The following is a 17,953-nucleotide window of genomic DNA, read 5'->3' as shown; positions in this document are numbered from 1 at the left end:
GAGAAGCAAGCTTCTCATCAAGTCCGCTCGACTTGCATGTATTAGGCATGCCGCCAGCGTTCGTCCTGAGCCAGGATCAAACTCTCCAATAAAGTATTGAAAAGAGCGATAAGCTCATTTTGAAACTGACGAGATTAAAAATCTCATTTATTTTGCTTTGAAAGCATACAGCCCGAAGGCTTGTACCGATTTCTCAGCGTCGATCTTGCAAGCAAGATCGTTACTCACTCGTTGTTCAGTTTTCAAAGATCAAACTCGATTTGTGTTACTCTTTTTCGTCTCAACCGTTTTTTCGGCGGCGACTTAAATAATGTATCACATTTCGTTTATTTTCGTCAAGAACTTTTTTAAATTTCTTTTTTGAAGCTTTTAGTTCTTCACTAATTCCCTATGCAGAATTTATCATTTGTTGACGATAAGCTCGTTTGAGGAACGAAATATAATGTATCATATTTCCTGAATAAGAGTCAACCTCTTTTTATAAATTATTAAACAAACAAAAAAGGAAGGTTTCCCCTCCCACTTTATAATCCATATAACGTCAGGCTTCACGAATAATTAGGCCTCAATCCAATAGCGGATTTCTCGTCCATCTCCTCCTATAAAGGATGGCCACCCTGCCGATTCTTTTACTATAGAACGAAACACCAGCTTACGAAGGATAAGCGGTAAATCCTCCCGTACAAATCTCAACTGTGGATGATGGACAAGTTCATCCATACCCCACGGCTCCCTTCGACTTCCCAGCACACGCAGAAGCAAGCCGGAACAATCACTCATTTTGGACATCACTGAGAATTCACAAGCAAGCAGCACAAGCTCGACTCTCTGTTCCAGCGTCTCCGAGCTTACTGTAAGTTCCTGATAGAGCTTCCACAAGGCGCGATCCAAACTCTGCACATGTGTCCAGACGGCATGATCCGGGTATATACCCTGTTCAATAAGTACAATTCTAGCCCAGTTCCCCAGAGCTTCTAGCACATTGTAATAGGCATCAACAACATGGCCCTCTTGAATGTAACGTTTGGCTTCCACATACATTCTCAAAAAACTGGCGAATTCATGCAGCAGCTTTTGCTCACGTAATTCGGTTCCAAAAGCAGATAGTTCCTCTCGCAAAGCGCTCAAAGCGTTATCCGCTTCCCAAATGATCTCACCTTCAATCAGGCACTGCATGATGTTATTGTTATCCCCCGTAATTACACTGCACTGCAGCTCATGACGGCTGACATAGATCATTTGATAACGAAGATCACCATATTTGTAGTGTCCAACCTTGGATATCAACTGGTCGGTATTATGAACAACAAGTACGAGCAATTCAAAATCCTGGATTAGGGAGCCGTGGAATCGATCTCCCGGGTGGGAATAAGCGATAGCCCCAACTGCCCCTGTCTCTTCCGACTGTTCGGACAAAAAAGCAAGGTTCTTTAGTTCCACGATTCCCTCCATACAATTCATGGCAGATAAGCGCCAAGTCAGTTATAATGTAATTCTACATGCAGACTGAAGTTTCCTTCTTATCCAGGTCCGATACTACTCATACGATAGGAGCATTTTTCATGATTTTTAAATCAGCAAAAATTAATGCTTTTCGCACTTGGGGACTACTACTGACCATGCTAGGCATGGGCCTAATGGTACTGGGAACTGCCGGAATTGTGTTCTGGGGACACGCGGGCAAAGTATTTGCCGCTGTGGGACTCGTCATCGGCCTGATTGCCATGATGGCTAGTCTGGCCATTTATTTCTGGGCTGGTATGCTTTCCACAAGCGCAGTACAAGTAGACTGTCCGGAATGTGGCAAGTTAACCAAAATGCTCGGCAAGACGGATCGTTGTATGTTCTGTCATACCATCCTTACCCTGGACCCTAATCAAGCCAATACAACCAGTTCACAACTGAAAGCGCATTCCACACCTCAATCCCCTTCCCCTTCCGACACAGATCATGGCATAAGTTCCAACAGCTAGAGATGTACTTCATCAAAGCCCAGAGACAGAAAAAAGGCCCGGTATCTTCACCGGACCTTTTTTGAATTTCAGAAAGACTTTTAAAAATTTATTAATATATAAGTTCAATAAGCTATTTCATGTTTATTTCATTTCGAATATCCTGCCTGTTTTAGCGTTTCCCATGCCGATGCATCAGCGAAGCTTCGATTCCATGCAGCTACTCCACCCAATTTCAACGAAGCAACCAAATCAACGCGTGCCTGAAGCGAAACGGCGTCTTCTATCCAAATTTTCTTGGTGGCCCCATCCTCCGAATATTCCACATAATTCTGTCCGCTTTGTTTATCCAGAACAGGTTTGAGTTTCTTTTCCTTGATCAGGTCTGTTACAGTGCTCATACCTACCGCTTTGGAAGACACTTTCACTTCGCCTTGATCATTAGTCTCTTCCGTCCAAATTCGAGTATATAGCGGCACAGCCATAATCAACTTGTTCGAAGGTACTTCATCCTCTTCCAGGATCCGTCTCATAGAAGACTCGGTCCAAGGAAGCGAGGCAACCGAACCGGCTTTTGGACTCGCAGCCCAATGCTCGTCATACGCCATAACGACAATATAATCGGCAAAAGAGCCTAACGAGCGACGATCCAGAAAAGCGGACCACATCTCGCTGTTCGATTTCGGTGTTACATCAACCGAGAGCATCAAGCCATGAATGCGTGCCATCGCTTTGATTTCGCGAACAAATTGAGTGATATTCGGTCCATCGTCTGTATAGACGTTCTCAAAGTCAATGTTAATGCCGTCCAAATGATAAGTCTGTGCATACTCCAGCATCTGCTCAATAATATGCGTACGTGTCTCATATGAGGCGACGGCTTCTTTCGTAATATCCGGATCAAAGCTGTTATCCATCAGACCCCACACTTCCATGCCGGAACGGTGAGCCCAGTTGACGTATGCTTTATCCCCTTTGCTTTTTACGTTACCTTGTCCATCTGTAATATGGAACCATGTGGGGCTGACCACATTGACTCCAGGCATCTTGCCGATTGAAGACACATCAGGCTGTCGATTGTATACAGCTTCCCAAACCAGATTGACCGGTTTATTCTGCCACTTTCTCTCCGCCGCAGTCAGGGTGAATTTGGGCTTGTCCAGTTTCTTTTTCTCCGTAAGAGTGACATACTTATTAGCCACATAACCGGCATACCCATTATCCAACTGAACGAAGCTCTGGTCATCACCAGTCTGCCATACCCTTACTCGTGCGTCCTGCTCCATATCAGCAATGATGGGAGAAGATTCTCCCCCACGCTTGTACAACGGAACCGTTTTGTCCGCCTTGGAAGACAAAGTATTAATCTCCGCATACTGAATGGTGTCACCTCCACGCATCAGCAGCACCGCACCCGTTGTAGCATCTTCCTGTATAGCGATCCCATATACTTCTTTCAATGGTTTGAGCGGAATATAAGCTTCTCCCCCAACCACCTCAGGTTTAACCGTCATGGGATAATCCCGATGATTAAGTTCCGCCTTCGTACTGCCTTCCTTCATATGGAGTACTCGCTGCGGTGTTGCAATAATGATATCACCTGTGTCAGCTTCATAACGTATTCCGGGATCGATCGCCTCTTGCAGCACCGATACGGGCAATTTAAGCTGATCTCCCGTTCCTGACGCCTCGCCGTCCATCAATTGTCCGTCCACAAAAATAGGTTGATTCATACCAATCCAGTCGGGGTCTTCATGAATCTGATTAAGCCAAACATTCGTTATTAGCCAATAAGCCCCGCCTGCAACAACACAGGCAGCCAAAAATCCAGGCCAGAATGAACGACGCTTCTGACGTGTATATCTGCTTTTTCTACTCAAACGTCTACCTCCGTTAATCATGCTGAATCATGAAATATCTAACCTGCTAAGACTATATACATTCTATCGTCCTAAAAACAAAAAACGTGAAGAATCCAAACTGAATTCTACACGTTAATATTGTAATTCAACTCTCTTAATCCCTGCAACTTTTACATACGCCATAAACTTCCAATCGGTGACCATGTACTTCAAATCCTGTACTTGACTCCGCCTGGAGCTCAACGCTTTTTAGCGAAGGATAACTAAAATCTTCAATCTTGCCGCATTTATCACAGATAACATGGTAATGATCCGTCACATTGGCATCGAAGCGACTTGAGTTATCTCCGTATGTCAACTCCCGGACCATGCCCGCTTCCAGAAACATCTTCAAATTGTTATATACAGTCGCCACGCTCATACTGGGAAACTGGGGTTCAAGCGCACGGTAAATTTCATCGGCTGTCGGATGCCCCATGGATTCCATCAGATAGTTCAATATGGCATGACGCTGGGGTGTAATACGGACACCGGTCGTTTTCAGATGCTCCAACGCATGTTGGACACGTGTTGCCATAAAACCCACCGCCTTACCTTTCATTACTCTGCAGAGACAAAATGTATGATTACATGTTTCTCTCATTCAGAGTTGATCTTGGCTGGAACAACGTGTTTACATTATTCCTGCCATGTAACCTTGCCAGTTTATATTTATTGTACGGCGATTGCAAGTTTATTGTCAACGCGCCAGTCACTGAACTTCGGACGTTTCATCTTGGGAATTCTGTCCGTCTTCGGTCATTTGTTCCAAGTTATCGTCTGTACCTTCCGAATCCAGTGAATTCGTTCCAACAGGAGGCACTACAGGATTACGATCAATCGTGAGGTCGCTGTTTCCCTCAACTTTGACCGTATACTCTCCTTCACCAAGCTGGCCTTCAATCGTTTTATTCTTCACTTTAAACGGCAGATCCGTTTGCAGATCTCCATAACTGCTGGAACCACTGAGGCTATAATCCCCCCGCTCCGGAATCAAAATGTTAATAGCCCCTACAGCGCTATAAACGTCCCAGTCACCGCCTACTTTGGCGGATACAATACTTATGCTGCCATTGAGGGATTGAGCTTTGACTGCCAAACTTGCGCCGTCTACATTGATATTTCCGTTTCGGGTATCCGCTGTGATCTCTCCAACAGAGTCCGTGATGCTGATACTTCCGACTTGCGTGGTCAGGTTCACATTTCCAGAAACCCCGCGAGCCTTCATGTCCCCTCGATTACTGTTCAAGTCCACATTTCCGATCGCATTTGCCACAACGACATCACCATTCAGCGTTTTACCTGAAATATCACCCACGGCATTCGTAATTCGTATACGTCCATTTCCGGTCTCAGCCAAAATGGTACTGATGGCCTCCGGACGATTCAACAATATGGCTCCATTGGACGTTCGAATATCGAGATTAAAACGACGATCATCCGGGATCGTTATGGTGATATTCATCCGCGGCTGTGTTTTCTCGTTCTCTCCATACGTTTTGCCTGTAGTCTTGATATGAATCACTTTTGTCCCGTCTGCCTCAACAAAGGAAGCGTCCGCCACTGCTTTGGCCTGCACTTCAGTTGTCTGATCCACCCAAACTACCGTGCGCACCTCAATCTCTTCCGTGTCCCCCCGCTGTACCGAGATATCCCCGTTCACTCCCTCAACAACGAGGTCCGATGTATCCATACCTACAGGCACCCGAATCGTGCCCTTATCTTCCATATATCCTGCTGCCTGACTATAGTCCATGGATGCCGCTCCCAGATTAAGACTCACCCGGTTCCACAAATGCATGTAATGATCCTGCTCTGTGACGATAAATACTGAAGCCGTCAGTAAAAGAGACGTCAGGATGCCTTTCGCATCGGGTCTGAAGCGCATTTTCATTTTCTCACCTTGGTTGTCTGAAGCTGCATTCCCTCTTCCACGTGTCACTAAAAACAACAGTATGTATTCCACACCTAACACAACGAGCAAGAGGGGCCACCAATCGACCATCTCATATACATAGTCCGTTCCCCACCGTTTATCCAAAATCAACAGCACACCGACAGCTACGATTAAGGCGGCAGCCGTATAGCGGCCGACCCGGACTTTACGGTTCATGGCTATCCCTCCTTGAATAGTTTGCACTAGATTTTCTTCTTGCGAAGCATGACCCAGATTTCCCGTCCGAAAACGATAAGTCCTCCTGCGATCATCAGAACAGCAAAAGTATATCCACCATACACAGCGATTAGCTCTTTAAACCAACGCGGTTTGCGAAAGAACAATACCAGCAGCGATCCTCCTACAATCAGAAGCAATCCAAACGAAATGCCCCTCTCCCACACCATCATAGCTTCCCTTGCAGAACGTTCGCTAGGGATGGGCTTGTCCGAGGTGTTGTAGGTGACCGCTCTTCTCCTGCGCATCATCACCCAGTCCGCAGATTGCAATACGTCGAATACATTGTAAAAGTAAATTACCGGAATAAACAACGCCAGCAGGATAAGCAATGGTACATTAATCTGTATTCCAATCGTTGAGAAATACAAGAGTGCTGACAGATCCAAAAGCACAAGCATCATGAATGTCAGACCTCTCATGTATAATCGGAGATAAATATGACCTAGACCCGGAATAACCGCACTTAGCAATCCGGCAATAAACTTGTGAGTCCGATTTCGGACAGGTTTTCCGCGCGTTCCGCTGGAAGTATTGTTCGACTGACGTTTCCGTTTCATAAACGACTCCTTTCTTCCGGGCTGACATTCCCGCTCTTCATGCATTTGGTTAGATAGTACCCTAAAGAGCCAGGAGAGTAACTGGAAGAAATATGGTTATGAGCAAAAACCCTCCGGCACTAAAGGCCTCAGAGGGTTTAATTCATTTATTCGACCGACACTTTCGTTACATGTTCCCACTGTCTTAACTTGGATACGAGATGCACTGCACTCAATTCATGTGGCATGTAGACATGCAGCACAATTTCAATTTTGCGTTCAACCGATATCATTTCTGCATAAGCCAAATCCTGCTCATTAACCGTTATTTTACGGATTTTGATCTTTTCCTGTTCCATAAATGAAGATACCTGTTCCAGAAAACCGGGCTCAGATAAGGTATGAAGTGTAACGACATGCAGTTTGTTTCCCCGTATATACCTAAGCTCCAACTTGTTGAATACCCAGAGGTTAAGCAATACCAAGACGGTTGACACGATGGAAGCAAAAAAGAATCCCGCGCCTGTTGCCAGTCCGATGGCTGCCACAACCCATATGGAAGCTGCCGTTGTCAGACCGGTAATCGACTTGCCGGTAAAAAGAATCGTGCCCGCTCCGAGAAACCCAACGCCGGTAATAACGGCTGTAGCCAGACGTGCCGGATCAATCCTTACGTTTAGTTCATTTGCAAAATCTTTAAAACCATAAACAGACAACATCATAATCAGTGCAGATCCAAGGCATACCAGAATATGGGTACGCAGACCGGCAGCATGATTGGAACGCTCCCGCTCCAGGCCTACAAGCCCTCCAAGCAGCATAGCCAGTAATAATCGCAATAAAATGTGCCACTCATCTATCAACCAGGGATTGCCCAAAGCCGGTAGTCCTCCTCCAAGTTGTTCACATCATTAATCTTTATTCTTATGAAATGTCGTTAATTCCACTCCTGGTGCAATCTGTACAACATCCACGGGCTTAAAGCCGAATTTGGTATATAATTTCACGGCTGGCTGGTTCAATGTTCCTGTAGAAACAATATAACGTGGAAGATCGGGATATTGTTCAAACACATGCGTCATCAAAGCAGCAGCAATTCCTTTACGAAAATGATCGGGATGCACCATCATACGTGTGATCGTCAACGTATTGATCTCTTCCTCATCCACTGCGACCGCACCAAGCAACTCGCCATCCGTGTCCACATAGCCATAAAAGGTCTCTCCACAGTTTTGCAGCGCCTCCATCGTATCCATTAAAGGCGGAATTTCCTGAAAACCGATGATTTCGGCTTCAAGCCGATAAGCTACATGCTGCAGTCGCCAGAGCTGACCTACGGTCTCCACATCACTCAATGACAAAGTTTGAATCTTCATGCATTCCTCATCTCCTTTGTATGTCACTGAAACCAAGACAATACAATCAAACTTATGCCCTTAACAAAAAGAGGCTGTCACAGGGACGAGCCTCTTTCTGTCCGGCTTCACCGGATGGATTAGCGGTTCAGTACTTCTGTAAGCAGTTGATTGGCTAGTCCCGGATTGGCTTTGCCTTTGCTTTCTTTCATGACTTGACCAACGAGGAAACCAATGGCCTTCTGTTTACCAGCTTTGTAGTCTTCCACGGATTGCGGGTTGTTCGCAACAACCTGCTCCACAATGGCAAGAATGGCACCTGAGTCACTAATCTGGACCAGACCTTTTTCTTCAACGATTTGCTGTGGAAGCTTGCCGCTCTCGAGCATTTCCTTAAATACCGTTTTGGCGATTTTACTGTTAATTGTACCTTTTTCAAGCAGTCCAATCATCTCACCCAGACCTTGGCCAGTCAGCGGCACCTGATTCAATTCAAGGTTGCTGGTATTCAAATAACCAAGCAAATCACCCATAATCCAGTTGGATACGGCTTTGGCATCCTTGGTGTATTTCAGACTGTCTTCAAAAAGATCAGCGACCGCTTTGGATGAGGTAATAACCTCGGCATCATAACTAGGCAGTCCATAATCAGCGGTATAACGTGCTTTACGCTCATCCGGAAGCTCAGGTATAGAAGCTCTGATCCGTTCTTTCCAGGCTGCATCGATATGCAGCTTCACCAAGTCAGGATCTGGGAAATAACGATAGTCATGCGCTTGCTCTTTACCACGCATCGACAGTGTTTTCCCCTGAGCCTCATCCCAGCGACGAGTTTCCTGAACGACTTCGCCGCCGTCGTCCAAAATTTCCGCTTGGCGGAATTGTTCATATTCCAGACCACGCTGAACACCACGGAAGGAGTTCATGTTTTTCAGTTCGGCTCTCGTTCCCAGCTTCTCCTGTCCATGCGGACGCAAACTAATGTTGGCATCACAGCGCAGTGAACCTTCTTCCATCTTCACGTCGGATACATCACAGTACTGCATGATCGCACGCAATTTCTCCAGATATGCACGAGCTTCCTCCGGAGAAGAAATCTCCGGCTCAGAGACAATCTCCACGAGCGGAGTACCCACACGGTTAAAATCGACCAATGAAGCATAGCCGCCGTCAACGTGGGTAAGCTTCCCTGCATCTTCTTCCAGATGAAGACGTGTAATGCCAATTCGCTTCGTTTCACCGTTGACTTCAATATCGATCCAGCCATTCTCACCGATCGGTTGATCGAATTGTGAGATCTGATAAGCTTTTGGAGAATCGGGGTAGAAGTAGTTTTTGCGGTCAAACTTGCTGACATCAGCAATGGTGCAGTTAAGAGCCATGGCTGCTTTCATCGCGTAATCTACAGCCTGGCGATTCAATACAGGCAATACACCTGGATGTCCGAGACAGACCGGACAAGTATGTGTATTGGGCGGAGCTCCAAAGGCAGTGGAGCAGCCGCAAAAGATTTTGGAGTTTGTATGCAACTCGACATGGACTTCAAGTCCAACGACCGTTTCATATTTAGATGCGGACATTTCTATATTCCTCCGTTCCGGGCAGTCTACAGCTGCGGACGCTGCTTGTGGAATTCCGTATTTTGTTCAAACGCATGCGCTACGCGCAGTACGGTGGTTTCATCAAAGGCTTTACCGATAATCTGCATGCCGACAGGCAGTCCATCCGAGAATCCACATGGGATGCTGACTGCAGGTACACCAGCCAGGCTGACAGGGATAGTCAGAATGTCGTTGAGATACATCGTAAGTGGATCATCGACTTGGGAACCAAGTTTAAATGCCGTTGTTGGCGCTGTTGGTCCGATGATGACGTCATATTTGGCAAATACGTCGTCGAAATCCTGTTTGATCAACGTACGCACCTTCTGAGCTTTCAAATAATACGCATCGTAGTATCCCGAGCTGAGCGCATAGGTTCCAAGCATGATGCGTCGTTTCACTTCGGGACCAAAACCTTGACTACGGGACTGGTGGTACAGATCCAGCAAGTTCTCCGGATTGTCTGCACGAACACCATAACGCACGCCGTCGAAACGAGCCAGGTTCGAAGAAGCTTCCGAGGAAGCGAGCAGATAATACGTAGCTACCGCATATTCGGTATGCGGAAGAGATACTTCCTCCCAAGTTGCGCCGAGTCCTTCGAGGACTTTCAGGGCAGACAGGACGGTTTCTTTAACTTGAGGATCAACGCCTTCACCAATGTATTCCTTCGGAACAGCAATACGAAGTCCTTTGACATCCCCGGTCAGTCCGCTCAAGTAATCCGGGATATCCACTTTCGCGGATGTCGAATCTTTGGCGTCATAACCAGCAATGGCTTGCAGCACATAGGCAGAATCCTCGACATTTTTCGTCAAAGGTCCAATCTGATCCAGGGAAGATGCGAATGCAACCAGACCAAAGCGGGAAACGAGTCCGTAGGTAGGTTTCAAACCGACAACGCCGCAATAGGAAGCAGGCTGTCTGATGGAGCCACCTGTATCTGATCCCAATGTGAAATAAGCTTCTCCTGCCGCAACAGCCGCAGCAGATCCACCACTGGAGCCGCCTGGAACACGATCGAGTGCCCAAGGGTTACGTACAGGGTAGAAGCTTGAATTTTCATTGGAGCCGCCCATGGCGAATTCGTCCATGTTCAACTTCCCGATCGTCACGGTATCCGCCGCTTTCAGCTTCTCGACAACGGTTGCATCATACACCGGGTCGAAATTGCGCAGAAACTGGCTGCCACATGTTGTGCGCAGTCCGTTCGTAACGATGTTGTCCTTAATGCCGACTGGTAGACCGAAAAGCAAACCTTTCTCCTCACCGCTGACGAGTCGATCATCCAGTTGACGTGCACGAGCACGTGCCTGTTCTTCATCCAGTGCCAGAAAAGCCTTAACCTTTTCATCCCGTTCACCAATGTTCTGATATGCCTGATTCACCAGATCGCTGACCGACAGCTCCTTGGCGTGCAGCTTGTTATGTATCTCCGGCAACGATTGTTCAAATAAACTCACGTAATTCGTCCTCCTTCCGGTTATCCGTTATTCCATTACAGCAGGCACTTTGAATTGCCCGTCTTCTTCTTCTGGTGCATTGCGCATGACCTGTTCAATCGACAGACTTTCCCTCGTCTCATCTTCACGCATCACATTGCTGACGTGCAGCACGTGAGTGGTCGGCTCAATGTTCTCTGTATCCAGTTCATTGAGCTTCTCAGCATATTTTAAAATCGCGTTCAGCTGTCCTGTCAGGGTCTGCTCTTCTTCCGCAGTCAAATTAAGCCGGGCCAGCTTGGCCACATGCTGAACGTCATTATTCGAAATACTCATTTCCGGATGCCTCCTTCATTCGTTCTAATTCCTGAAACCGCCGAAAACGAATCGTTCGTTTAACGGGCTAAAGTCCCAAGATAACTTTTTTCATTATAGGTGAGATAGTTCGACAATTCAATGCATAGGACTGTACTGACTTCTATTACGTAGAAAAAGGGTTCCAGTGATTTTTCAGACATCTGAGCAATGATATCCTTCCTGCGTACCTCATCGCTATTAAGAATTCACTGTATTAATTATTGCTCCTAGTCTAAATTGGCAAAAAGGCAGTGCGAATTCGCTCTGCCTTTTTTGCTGTATACATTACTAGTTATTCTTTAGATCAAGCCCGAATGCTGCAATAACCGACGAATAAGCGCCGCAGTCTCTGCCCGAGTGATCATGGATTTTGGAGCAATGGTCGCGTTACTCCGACCAGATACAAGCCCTGATTGAAGACTGAAGTCGACAGCTTCTTTTGCCCAATACGAGACCATATCCATATCTATATAGCGGGAGAGATCTTGGCCGGTGTCGATATCCAGCTTACGATCCAAGCCGGTAAGCTTCATCGTCCGATTAATGATCATCATCGCTTCTTCACGGGTAATCTTCTGTGTTGGCCGGAATGTGCCATCTTTATAACCGTCGATCAGACCCAGGTTGGAAGCAGCAATTACTACATCTGCATACCAGTCACTCGGGTTTACATCGCTGAATCGGTCGTTTTCTTCACCTGTTTGAAGCCCCAGTGCACGCACGATCACGGCCGCAAATTCAGAGCGAGTTATGCTCGCGTCCGGATTATAGATCGTATCCGATATTCCACGGACAACCATTCTTGAGCCCATATCATTCACTTCTGTTTCTGCCCAATGTCCGGCTACGTCTACGAATGTCTGGGGATTCCAAACGAGACCATACGCACTATTCGTCAAACTGTTGATTTGCGCATGATAAACTCCATTGACTTGCGTGATTTTGGTCGGAACATGGCGCACGCCGCCGTCCTTCTCAACCACAACTCCAGTCGTTACCTTGGAAGGATCAACCTCACCAGATAAAGTAATTGCTCGTTCGACGTAATTGTTAAACCGGTCCACACTTACAGATCTGCCTTCATATGTGGCCGTTATGTTGAAATCAAAAATCGGACCAATCAAGGCAAAACCATTTTGATGAGCAACTGTTTCCGCCGCATATATCGTTTCAGCAGAAGCAGGTGCGATCTCCAAATGGAGGACTATATCCTTGAGGTGATCTTCAGCACCAAGTTGTTGTGCCAGCGTATTGATTTCCACCAGTCGGGAAGGCAAGGAATAGGTAGCGGCTTCCGTTTGCAACACAAGTACGGCTTCCTTGTCTGCCATGAACTTCACCAATCGCCCTGTCAGCTCACCGATTACCCGATCTTTGTGACTACTGTTTACGGGGAGTGTAACTACAGCGTTCATGCCTTCTACATCTAGCTTTTGCATGATAGCCCGTTCGTCGACTGCCAGAGTCAACACATTCTGTCCATTCACTTTAGACGTTTTCAAGGTTCCTGCCGTTTCCGGCTTCCCGTTTACCAAGATCGAAACACCGGAATTAACCGCCCCTCCTCCCGAAGACGCTGTACCTGCCGCTCCGCTTGCAGGCCCAGAAGTACTGCCACCACCAGGATTTGAACCGTTACCGCCATTTCCACCATTGGAGTTGTCGGAACCATCTGGAGGGTTTGTTCCGCCGTTATTCGACACAAGCCACTTCGCGAACAATGTCACATTAGAGGTGCCTATAAGTAGCGTATCGCCCACACTATAGTTTACTCCGCTGCCGTCAGCTGCCGTGTTCCAGCCTGAAAAATCATATCCAGTCCTCACCAGGTTGCCTGTGTTACCCAAAATTGTAGCCAGCGTTTGTTGCTTATACGCCTGGTTGTCTGAGGGCACGTCTCCTGATGCAGCTCCGTTACTGTTGTAAGTGATCTGATATCTCTTCGGTTGTGCATAGGACATGACTGTAGCTTTGTTACCGTTACTTCCATCTTTGAAAGAAACGTAAAGGTTCCCTGCTGCGTCAATCTCCAACGTAGTGTTCTGTGCAATTCCCTCTGAGAAACCAGTCCCACCGATCGCATTCCAGCCATCCGCCTCGGTATATTTCATAACTGTTGCTTTGTTCATATTTGCTGAATCCATATATGCCACATACGGACTTCCATCTTGATCAAGCACCATCGAGACGAAATTTGCCGCTCCGTCAGAGAACTCAGCATCCCCAACCGTTATCCACGTTCCGGAGCCAGTATATTTCATAACTGTTGCCTTTTGTCCGTTGAATCCAGTGGTATAAGCAATATATACCGTTTCGTTCTGATCTACTGCAAGCGCAAACTCAGCTACGTTTTCTTGTGAAAAGGCACGATTGCCAACGAAGGACCAAGAATCATCCGCTTCGTTATATCTGATAACAGACAATCTGAATCCTCCACTATTATCGCTTAATGCAACGTAAGGGATACCGTCTGGCCCTATAGCCAATATACTTCCTCCCGCGCCTCCCAGAATATTTTCGGTATTGCCGATGGACGTCCACTCTCCAGACTGGTCATTATATTTCATAACCGTGAGGCGATAACTGCTATTTAAGGCAACATACGGCACACCGTTTGCATCGAGTTGCAAATCAAGACTCGATAAATTAGCTGGAGAGAAACCTGGGGAACCTACAAAATCCCAGCCATCCTGCTCCGTATACTTCATGACGGTTGCACTGCCAACATGATTTACATCACTAAAAGCAACGTATATTGATCCATTCTGGTCTATTGCTATTTTGTTTTTTGTTGCATAACTCTCAGTAAAACCTGGTTGTCCGACTGCCGACCATCCACTCACTTCGCTATATTTCATGACTGTTGCTTTAAAGCCATTGGATACATCTTGATATACGACATACGGCGTGCCATGGGCATCAAGGGCAAGATCCTGGTCAAAAGTCATTCCCTCTGAGAAACCTGCATCGCCAATAACTTCCCACTTTCCTGTTTCATCCTCATTGGACGTGGATGGCGTCCACTTCGCATACAACGTTACATGAGCAGCACTCATGATTAACGTCTCACCTGCGTTATAGCTCGTTCCGCTTCCATCTGCTTCTGTATTCCAGCCAGCGAATGTATAACCTAATTTTTCTAAATTGCCTGTATTACCTAAAATGATTGCTCCCGCAAGATCATTGTATTGTTGATTATCCACTGGTGCATTACCCAACTGAGCTCCATTACCATCATAGGAGACTGTGTACGAAGCTTTCGCTCCAAATCTCATCACCGTCGCCTTTGAACTATTGAATGCATCTTGATAAACAACATACGGCGTACCTTTTTGGTCCAATGCGAGTGAAGGTGTAGACACCACCCCAGCAGAGAAACCGGCTTGACCGACAAACTCCCAGCCATTTTGCTCGCTGTATCTCATTACGGTTGCTTTGCTTCCATTTGCGCTATCCTTGAAAGCCACATAAGGTGTACCCGTCTGATCCATAACCAGCGAAGGAGAATTTGCAGAACCTGGGGAGAAACCAGCTTGACCTACCCTCTCCCAACTTGATATCTCATCACGATATGTCATGACCGTCATTTTATTCGTATCATCTTGAAACACAATATAGGGTTGACCTAATGGATTCATCACAAGTAATGGGGAGGTTGCGTACCCTCCTGAAAAGCCTGCTTGGCCTACCACCTTCCATTCGTTGGAACTGTACATCATGACGGTGGCTTTGTAGGCTTCATCCTGAAAAGCCACATAAGGTGTATCCGCTTGATCGAGAACCAATGAAAAGGAAGAGATTGCTTCTCCTTCGGAGAAGTCAGCACTGCCCACCAGCTCCCAGCCCGTTGGCTCGATGTATCTCATTACGTTTGCTTTCCCACTGGCTCCATCCTTAAAAGCAATATAAGGATTACCCGCCTGATCCAGCGCGAGCGAAGGGTAGTTTGCCCTGTCTGGAGTAAAGCCTGCCTCTCCTACCAATTCCCAACCGTCTGATTCACTATATTTCATGACCGTAGCCTTACCACTAACGCCGCTATCCTGATATCCAATATATGGAGTGCCTGCTTGATCCAGCACGAGTGTGATTCCGCTTGCTGATCCAACCGATAGGCCTCTATCACCTACCAGTTGCCAATCACCGGACTCACTATACTTCATCACCGTTACTTTAGAATTAGCACCCCTATCTGAATAAGCAACATATGTTGTTCCTAATTGATCCACAGCCAGCTTGGGAGCAGAAGCTTCTCCAGCCGAGAAACCGGCTTCCCCCAATAGTGTCCACTCTTCGCCACCAGAGGCGTAAGAGCGGTTTATATCCCATATCTGAAAGATCGGGTTGCCTCCCAGAATCACCAGACAGGCCAACAACATCATCACGAATTTTTTTCCGTTGCGAAAGCTCCTTCTCATCTTCATATCTACCTTCCTTGTTATGTATAATTTGAAGGGTGCAATCCCTTCTACATCGCAAGGTATTTTATCAATTGTCTCTGAACCGATTCTGAACATAATGACTTGGTCTGCTGAAATAGGATTCCGAAAAATCAAAAAAGAGCCGGCATCAGCCGACTCTTAAAACTCTAAATCCATGCACGCAGGTTAACCTGCTTTATAAAATCCGCCTGTGACATAACATCGTTCGCGGTTTCCTCTTCCTCTTCCACAGCTTGAAAATCTCCGTTCATCAGATGATGAAACAGTTTCTCATTGTGTGTCGCAAGGGCGTAATCTATCAACGCTTCTCGCTCGACCCGCTCAGCTTCCTGCTTCAGCAGAACCTCTTCTAGATCGACGTCGCCGGATGGAACAAAAAAGTTCCGATTCACCTGCGGCACTCGAAGCACGTAATCGAACGCATTGTCCGGATTCCGGTCATAAGCGATGATGAAACCATATTCCCCCACAGGAAGATTCTGCTCAAACGCATCCGCGACGATGACAACCTTCTCTCCTAATCGCAGCATCGTCTAACCTCCTGGTAGTCTATCTTTTTATTATTTGTATAGTCTACTAGAAAAGAATAGCGATGTCTACGATTACTAGAATTAAACAAAACATTTGTGCAAAATCTTTTTTTCATTCCGTAAATTCTATCATTTACCCGATGTTTGCTTAGGGGGCTTGCGGTCTACTCGCACCACAATGAACCAATATACGATCAATGGTGTGGGAAATCCCGTGATGCCCCACAATCCCCATAACCAGGGGAAACGGCCACGCCTGCGTGCATCCTGAAAGATCCATGTTCCTTGTATCAGCAAAAGAATGGCAATCAGAATAAGCCATATGAGAGGAATTTCATTTAAAGAATAATGCAGATCATTCATGACGAGTCTCCTTCCGACGTCGCCCTGACCAGATTATTACCACGGCAATCGCTGCGCACAAGCTAATCGCCTGGATACCCAAATATAGAGCTGGAGCCGAATGGAATAACAAGACACCAAAAGCGATAATGAACAGTCCCACAATCCAGAACAAGATCATTTCGATCCGATTGGCTCGTCGTCTCATTTGTCTTCGTTCCTTGACTTGGGCTTCAATGGAGGCTAATGAAGGTATATTTACAGGCTCATACGCATCATCGAGCACTTTCATCTGCTGTTGCATCCGCATCAAAATTTCTTGTTCATCCTGTTCTTCAGATCTGCTCACGCTCTTCCAGCTCCTTTCTCAATTGACGAAGACCATAGGCCGTTCGAGACTTCGCCGTTCCGGATGGAATACCCAGCATTTCACCAATTTCATCATAGCCATAGCCATAATAATGCTTCAGCAGGACGGCAATACGATGTTCTGGGGTTAACCTTGTCATGGCATCCATGACATCTGTCCATTCTTCATTGCGGCTCTCAAATTGCCATCGCAATTTGCGTACAGCCTGATTACGAATGGCTTCCAACCAGATCTGTTCTCTTCGCCTGCGCCTAGTCTTGTCGATATATATACGGGTGGCAATCGTAATCATCCATGACGAAAAGGCAGACGAGCCATCGTACCTATGAATATTTTCCATACATCGAATCATCGTATCCTGCACCGTCTCCTCAGCAACGTTGGGGTCCATCGTTACTTTGACAAGATACTTATACACAAAGGAGTAGTGACGCTGCAGCAGTTCTGCCAGTGCACTGTCATCCCCCTGTATCGCTCTCTGTACCTCTTCCAGTTCGGCTGCCTCCATCTGAATCATCACCTGCTCTCCGCTCAGTCTTATGTTATTACGACAGGCTCTGCAGAAACGTTCAATTCAATCCAGAAAAAAGCTGAAGCCGACAATTTCCCGGGCAATCAGACTTCATTTCGGTAATCTTGCAGTTTGTCGAACCACGGTTGGTTGCGGGCTCCGTTGCTTAATAAACGCCTTCTCCATATATTCTGCTGTTGATCCTTGATTGGATTCATCTCATTATTCATGTGTTTATGTAGTTGAGGACGCTGGGTAACTGCTTCTATTCTGCCACTTTCCATTGCTCGTCGGTTTTCTTCAATGATCAGGTTCTCGGCACGTTGTCCCAACTGAATCACTCGCTTTTTCTCCACTTCTAATTCCTCGCTCTCATTAGACGATCTTCTGTAGATACTTGTCAACGATCTGTATGTAGGACTAAACGGGATGTAACTT

Annotated in this window: 17 protein-coding genes and 1 rRNA gene; 1 reads left to right on the top strand and 17 read right to left on the bottom strand. The window is 46.5% G+C overall.

All coding sequences use genetic code 11. From position 1 onward, the window contains the following. Together BMY78_RS29380 and BMY78_RS29375 are read right to left on the bottom strand one after the other, a co-directional pair. Positions 1-92 (bottom strand): 16S ribosomal RNA (locus BMY78_RS29380); the annotation flags it as partial. Between the two features lie 466 nt (positions 93-558). Continuing rightward, the gene (locus tag BMY78_RS29375) at positions 559-1,440 is read right to left on the bottom strand and encodes a nucleotidyltransferase-like protein (RefSeq protein ID WP_244192998.1); all 882 of its coding nucleotides are present in this window, start codon (positions 1,438-1,440) and stop codon (positions 559-561) included. A 122-nt stretch (positions 1,441-1,562) separates the two neighbouring features. Between BMY78_RS29375 and BMY78_RS29370 the strand changes: the two genes are divergently transcribed. Beyond that, the gene (locus BMY78_RS29370; RefSeq protein WP_090904747.1) at positions 1,563-1,973 is read left to right on the top strand and encodes a YgzB family protein; all 411 of its coding nucleotides are present in this window, start codon (positions 1,563-1,565) and stop codon (positions 1,971-1,973) included. Between the two features lie 128 nt (positions 1,974-2,101). Here the strand turns inward: BMY78_RS29370 and BMY78_RS29365 are convergent, their stop codons facing one another. The 15 genes from BMY78_RS29365 to BMY78_RS29295 form a co-directional block, all read right to left on the bottom strand. After that, complete coding sequence (locus tag BMY78_RS29365) at positions 2,102-3,832, bottom strand: glycosyl hydrolase family 18 protein (protein ID WP_090904746.1); 1,731 nt, start codon at positions 3,830-3,832, stop codon at positions 2,102-2,104. Positions 3,833-3,968: 136 nt separating this feature from the next. Beyond that, positions 3,969-4,391 carry a peroxide-responsive transcriptional repressor PerR gene (gene perR / locus BMY78_RS29360; RefSeq protein WP_024631328.1) on the bottom strand — a complete coding sequence of 141 codons (423 nt, stop codon included), beginning with the start codon at positions 4,389-4,391 and terminating at the stop codon, positions 3,969-3,971. A 174-nt stretch (positions 4,392-4,565) separates the two neighbouring features. Beyond that, entirely contained in the window at positions 4,566-5,966 is a 1,401-nt protein-coding gene (locus BMY78_RS29355; RefSeq protein ID WP_090904745.1) for a DUF4097 family beta strand repeat-containing protein, read from the bottom strand. A gap of 26 nt (positions 5,967-5,992) precedes the next feature. Beyond that, on the bottom strand, positions 5,993-6,586 hold the full coding sequence (locus BMY78_RS29350) for a hypothetical protein (protein ID WP_090904744.1): 594 nt from the start codon (positions 6,584-6,586) through the stop codon (positions 5,993-5,995). Between the two features lie 146 nt (positions 6,587-6,732). Beyond that, complete coding sequence (locus tag BMY78_RS29345) at positions 6,733-7,443, bottom strand: MgtC/SapB family protein (RefSeq protein ID WP_090904743.1); 711 nt, start codon at positions 7,441-7,443, stop codon at positions 6,733-6,735. Positions 7,444-7,476: 33 nt separating this feature from the next. Further along, positions 7,477-7,941, bottom strand: a complete 465-nt coding sequence (locus tag BMY78_RS29340; protein WP_090904742.1) for a GNAT family N-acetyltransferase — start codon at positions 7,939-7,941, stop codon at positions 7,477-7,479. A gap of 119 nt (positions 7,942-8,060) precedes the next feature. Beyond that, positions 8,061-9,500, bottom strand: a complete 1,440-nt coding sequence (gatB, locus tag BMY78_RS29335) for an Asp-tRNA(Asn)/Glu-tRNA(Gln) amidotransferase subunit GatB (RefSeq protein ID WP_090904741.1) — start codon at positions 9,498-9,500, stop codon at positions 8,061-8,063. A 26-nt stretch (positions 9,501-9,526) separates the two neighbouring features. Continuing rightward, positions 9,527-10,984 (bottom strand): Asp-tRNA(Asn)/Glu-tRNA(Gln) amidotransferase subunit GatA, encoded by a 1,458-nt coding sequence (gene gatA / locus BMY78_RS29330; protein ID WP_090904740.1) that lies wholly within the window; start codon positions 10,982-10,984, stop codon positions 9,527-9,529. 27 nt (positions 10,985-11,011) lie between these two features. Beyond that, positions 11,012-11,299 carry an Asp-tRNA(Asn)/Glu-tRNA(Gln) amidotransferase subunit GatC gene (gene gatC, locus BMY78_RS29325; RefSeq protein WP_090904739.1) on the bottom strand — a complete coding sequence of 96 codons (288 nt, stop codon included), beginning with the start codon at positions 11,297-11,299 and terminating at the stop codon, positions 11,012-11,014. Positions 11,300-11,619: 320 nt separating this feature from the next. Beyond that, positions 11,620-15,744 carry an S-layer homology domain-containing protein gene (locus BMY78_RS29320; protein ID WP_177185914.1) on the bottom strand — a complete coding sequence of 1,375 codons (4,125 nt, stop codon included), beginning with the start codon at positions 15,742-15,744 and terminating at the stop codon, positions 11,620-11,622. 164 nt (positions 15,745-15,908) lie between these two features. Further along, complete coding sequence (locus BMY78_RS29315; RefSeq protein ID WP_024631336.1) at positions 15,909-16,292, bottom strand: hypothetical protein; 384 nt, start codon at positions 16,290-16,292, stop codon at positions 15,909-15,911. Between the two features lie 129 nt (positions 16,293-16,421). After that, the gene (locus tag BMY78_RS29310; protein ID WP_090904737.1) at positions 16,422-16,655 is read right to left on the bottom strand and encodes a hypothetical protein; all 234 of its coding nucleotides are present in this window, start codon (positions 16,653-16,655) and stop codon (positions 16,422-16,424) included. Then, a complete protein-coding gene (locus BMY78_RS29305; protein WP_090904736.1) occupies positions 16,648-16,983 on the bottom strand; it encodes a YxlC family protein in 336 nt (111 codons plus the stop codon). The genes BMY78_RS29310 and BMY78_RS29305 overlap by 8 nt, the downstream gene beginning before the upstream one ends. After that, a complete protein-coding gene (sigY, locus tag BMY78_RS29300) occupies positions 16,970-17,521 on the bottom strand; it encodes an RNA polymerase sigma factor SigY (protein WP_256222510.1) in 552 nt (183 codons plus the stop codon). Before sigY ends, BMY78_RS29305 begins: the two co-directional genes overlap by 14 nt. Before the next feature lie 98 nt (positions 17,522-17,619). After that, entirely contained in the window at positions 17,620-17,871 is a 252-nt protein-coding gene (locus BMY78_RS29295; RefSeq protein WP_143067095.1) for a hypothetical protein, read from the bottom strand. Positions 17,872-17,953 lie beyond the last annotated feature (82 nt).

It is taken from the genome of Paenibacillus sp. OK076, assembly GCF_900110055.1.
In the GTDB taxonomy this organism is placed as follows: Bacteria; Bacillota; Bacilli; order Paenibacillales; family Paenibacillaceae; genus Paenibacillus.
The sequence above is the reverse complement of the archived record's forward strand: the minus strand, read 5'-3'. Positions and strand labels throughout refer to the sequence as shown.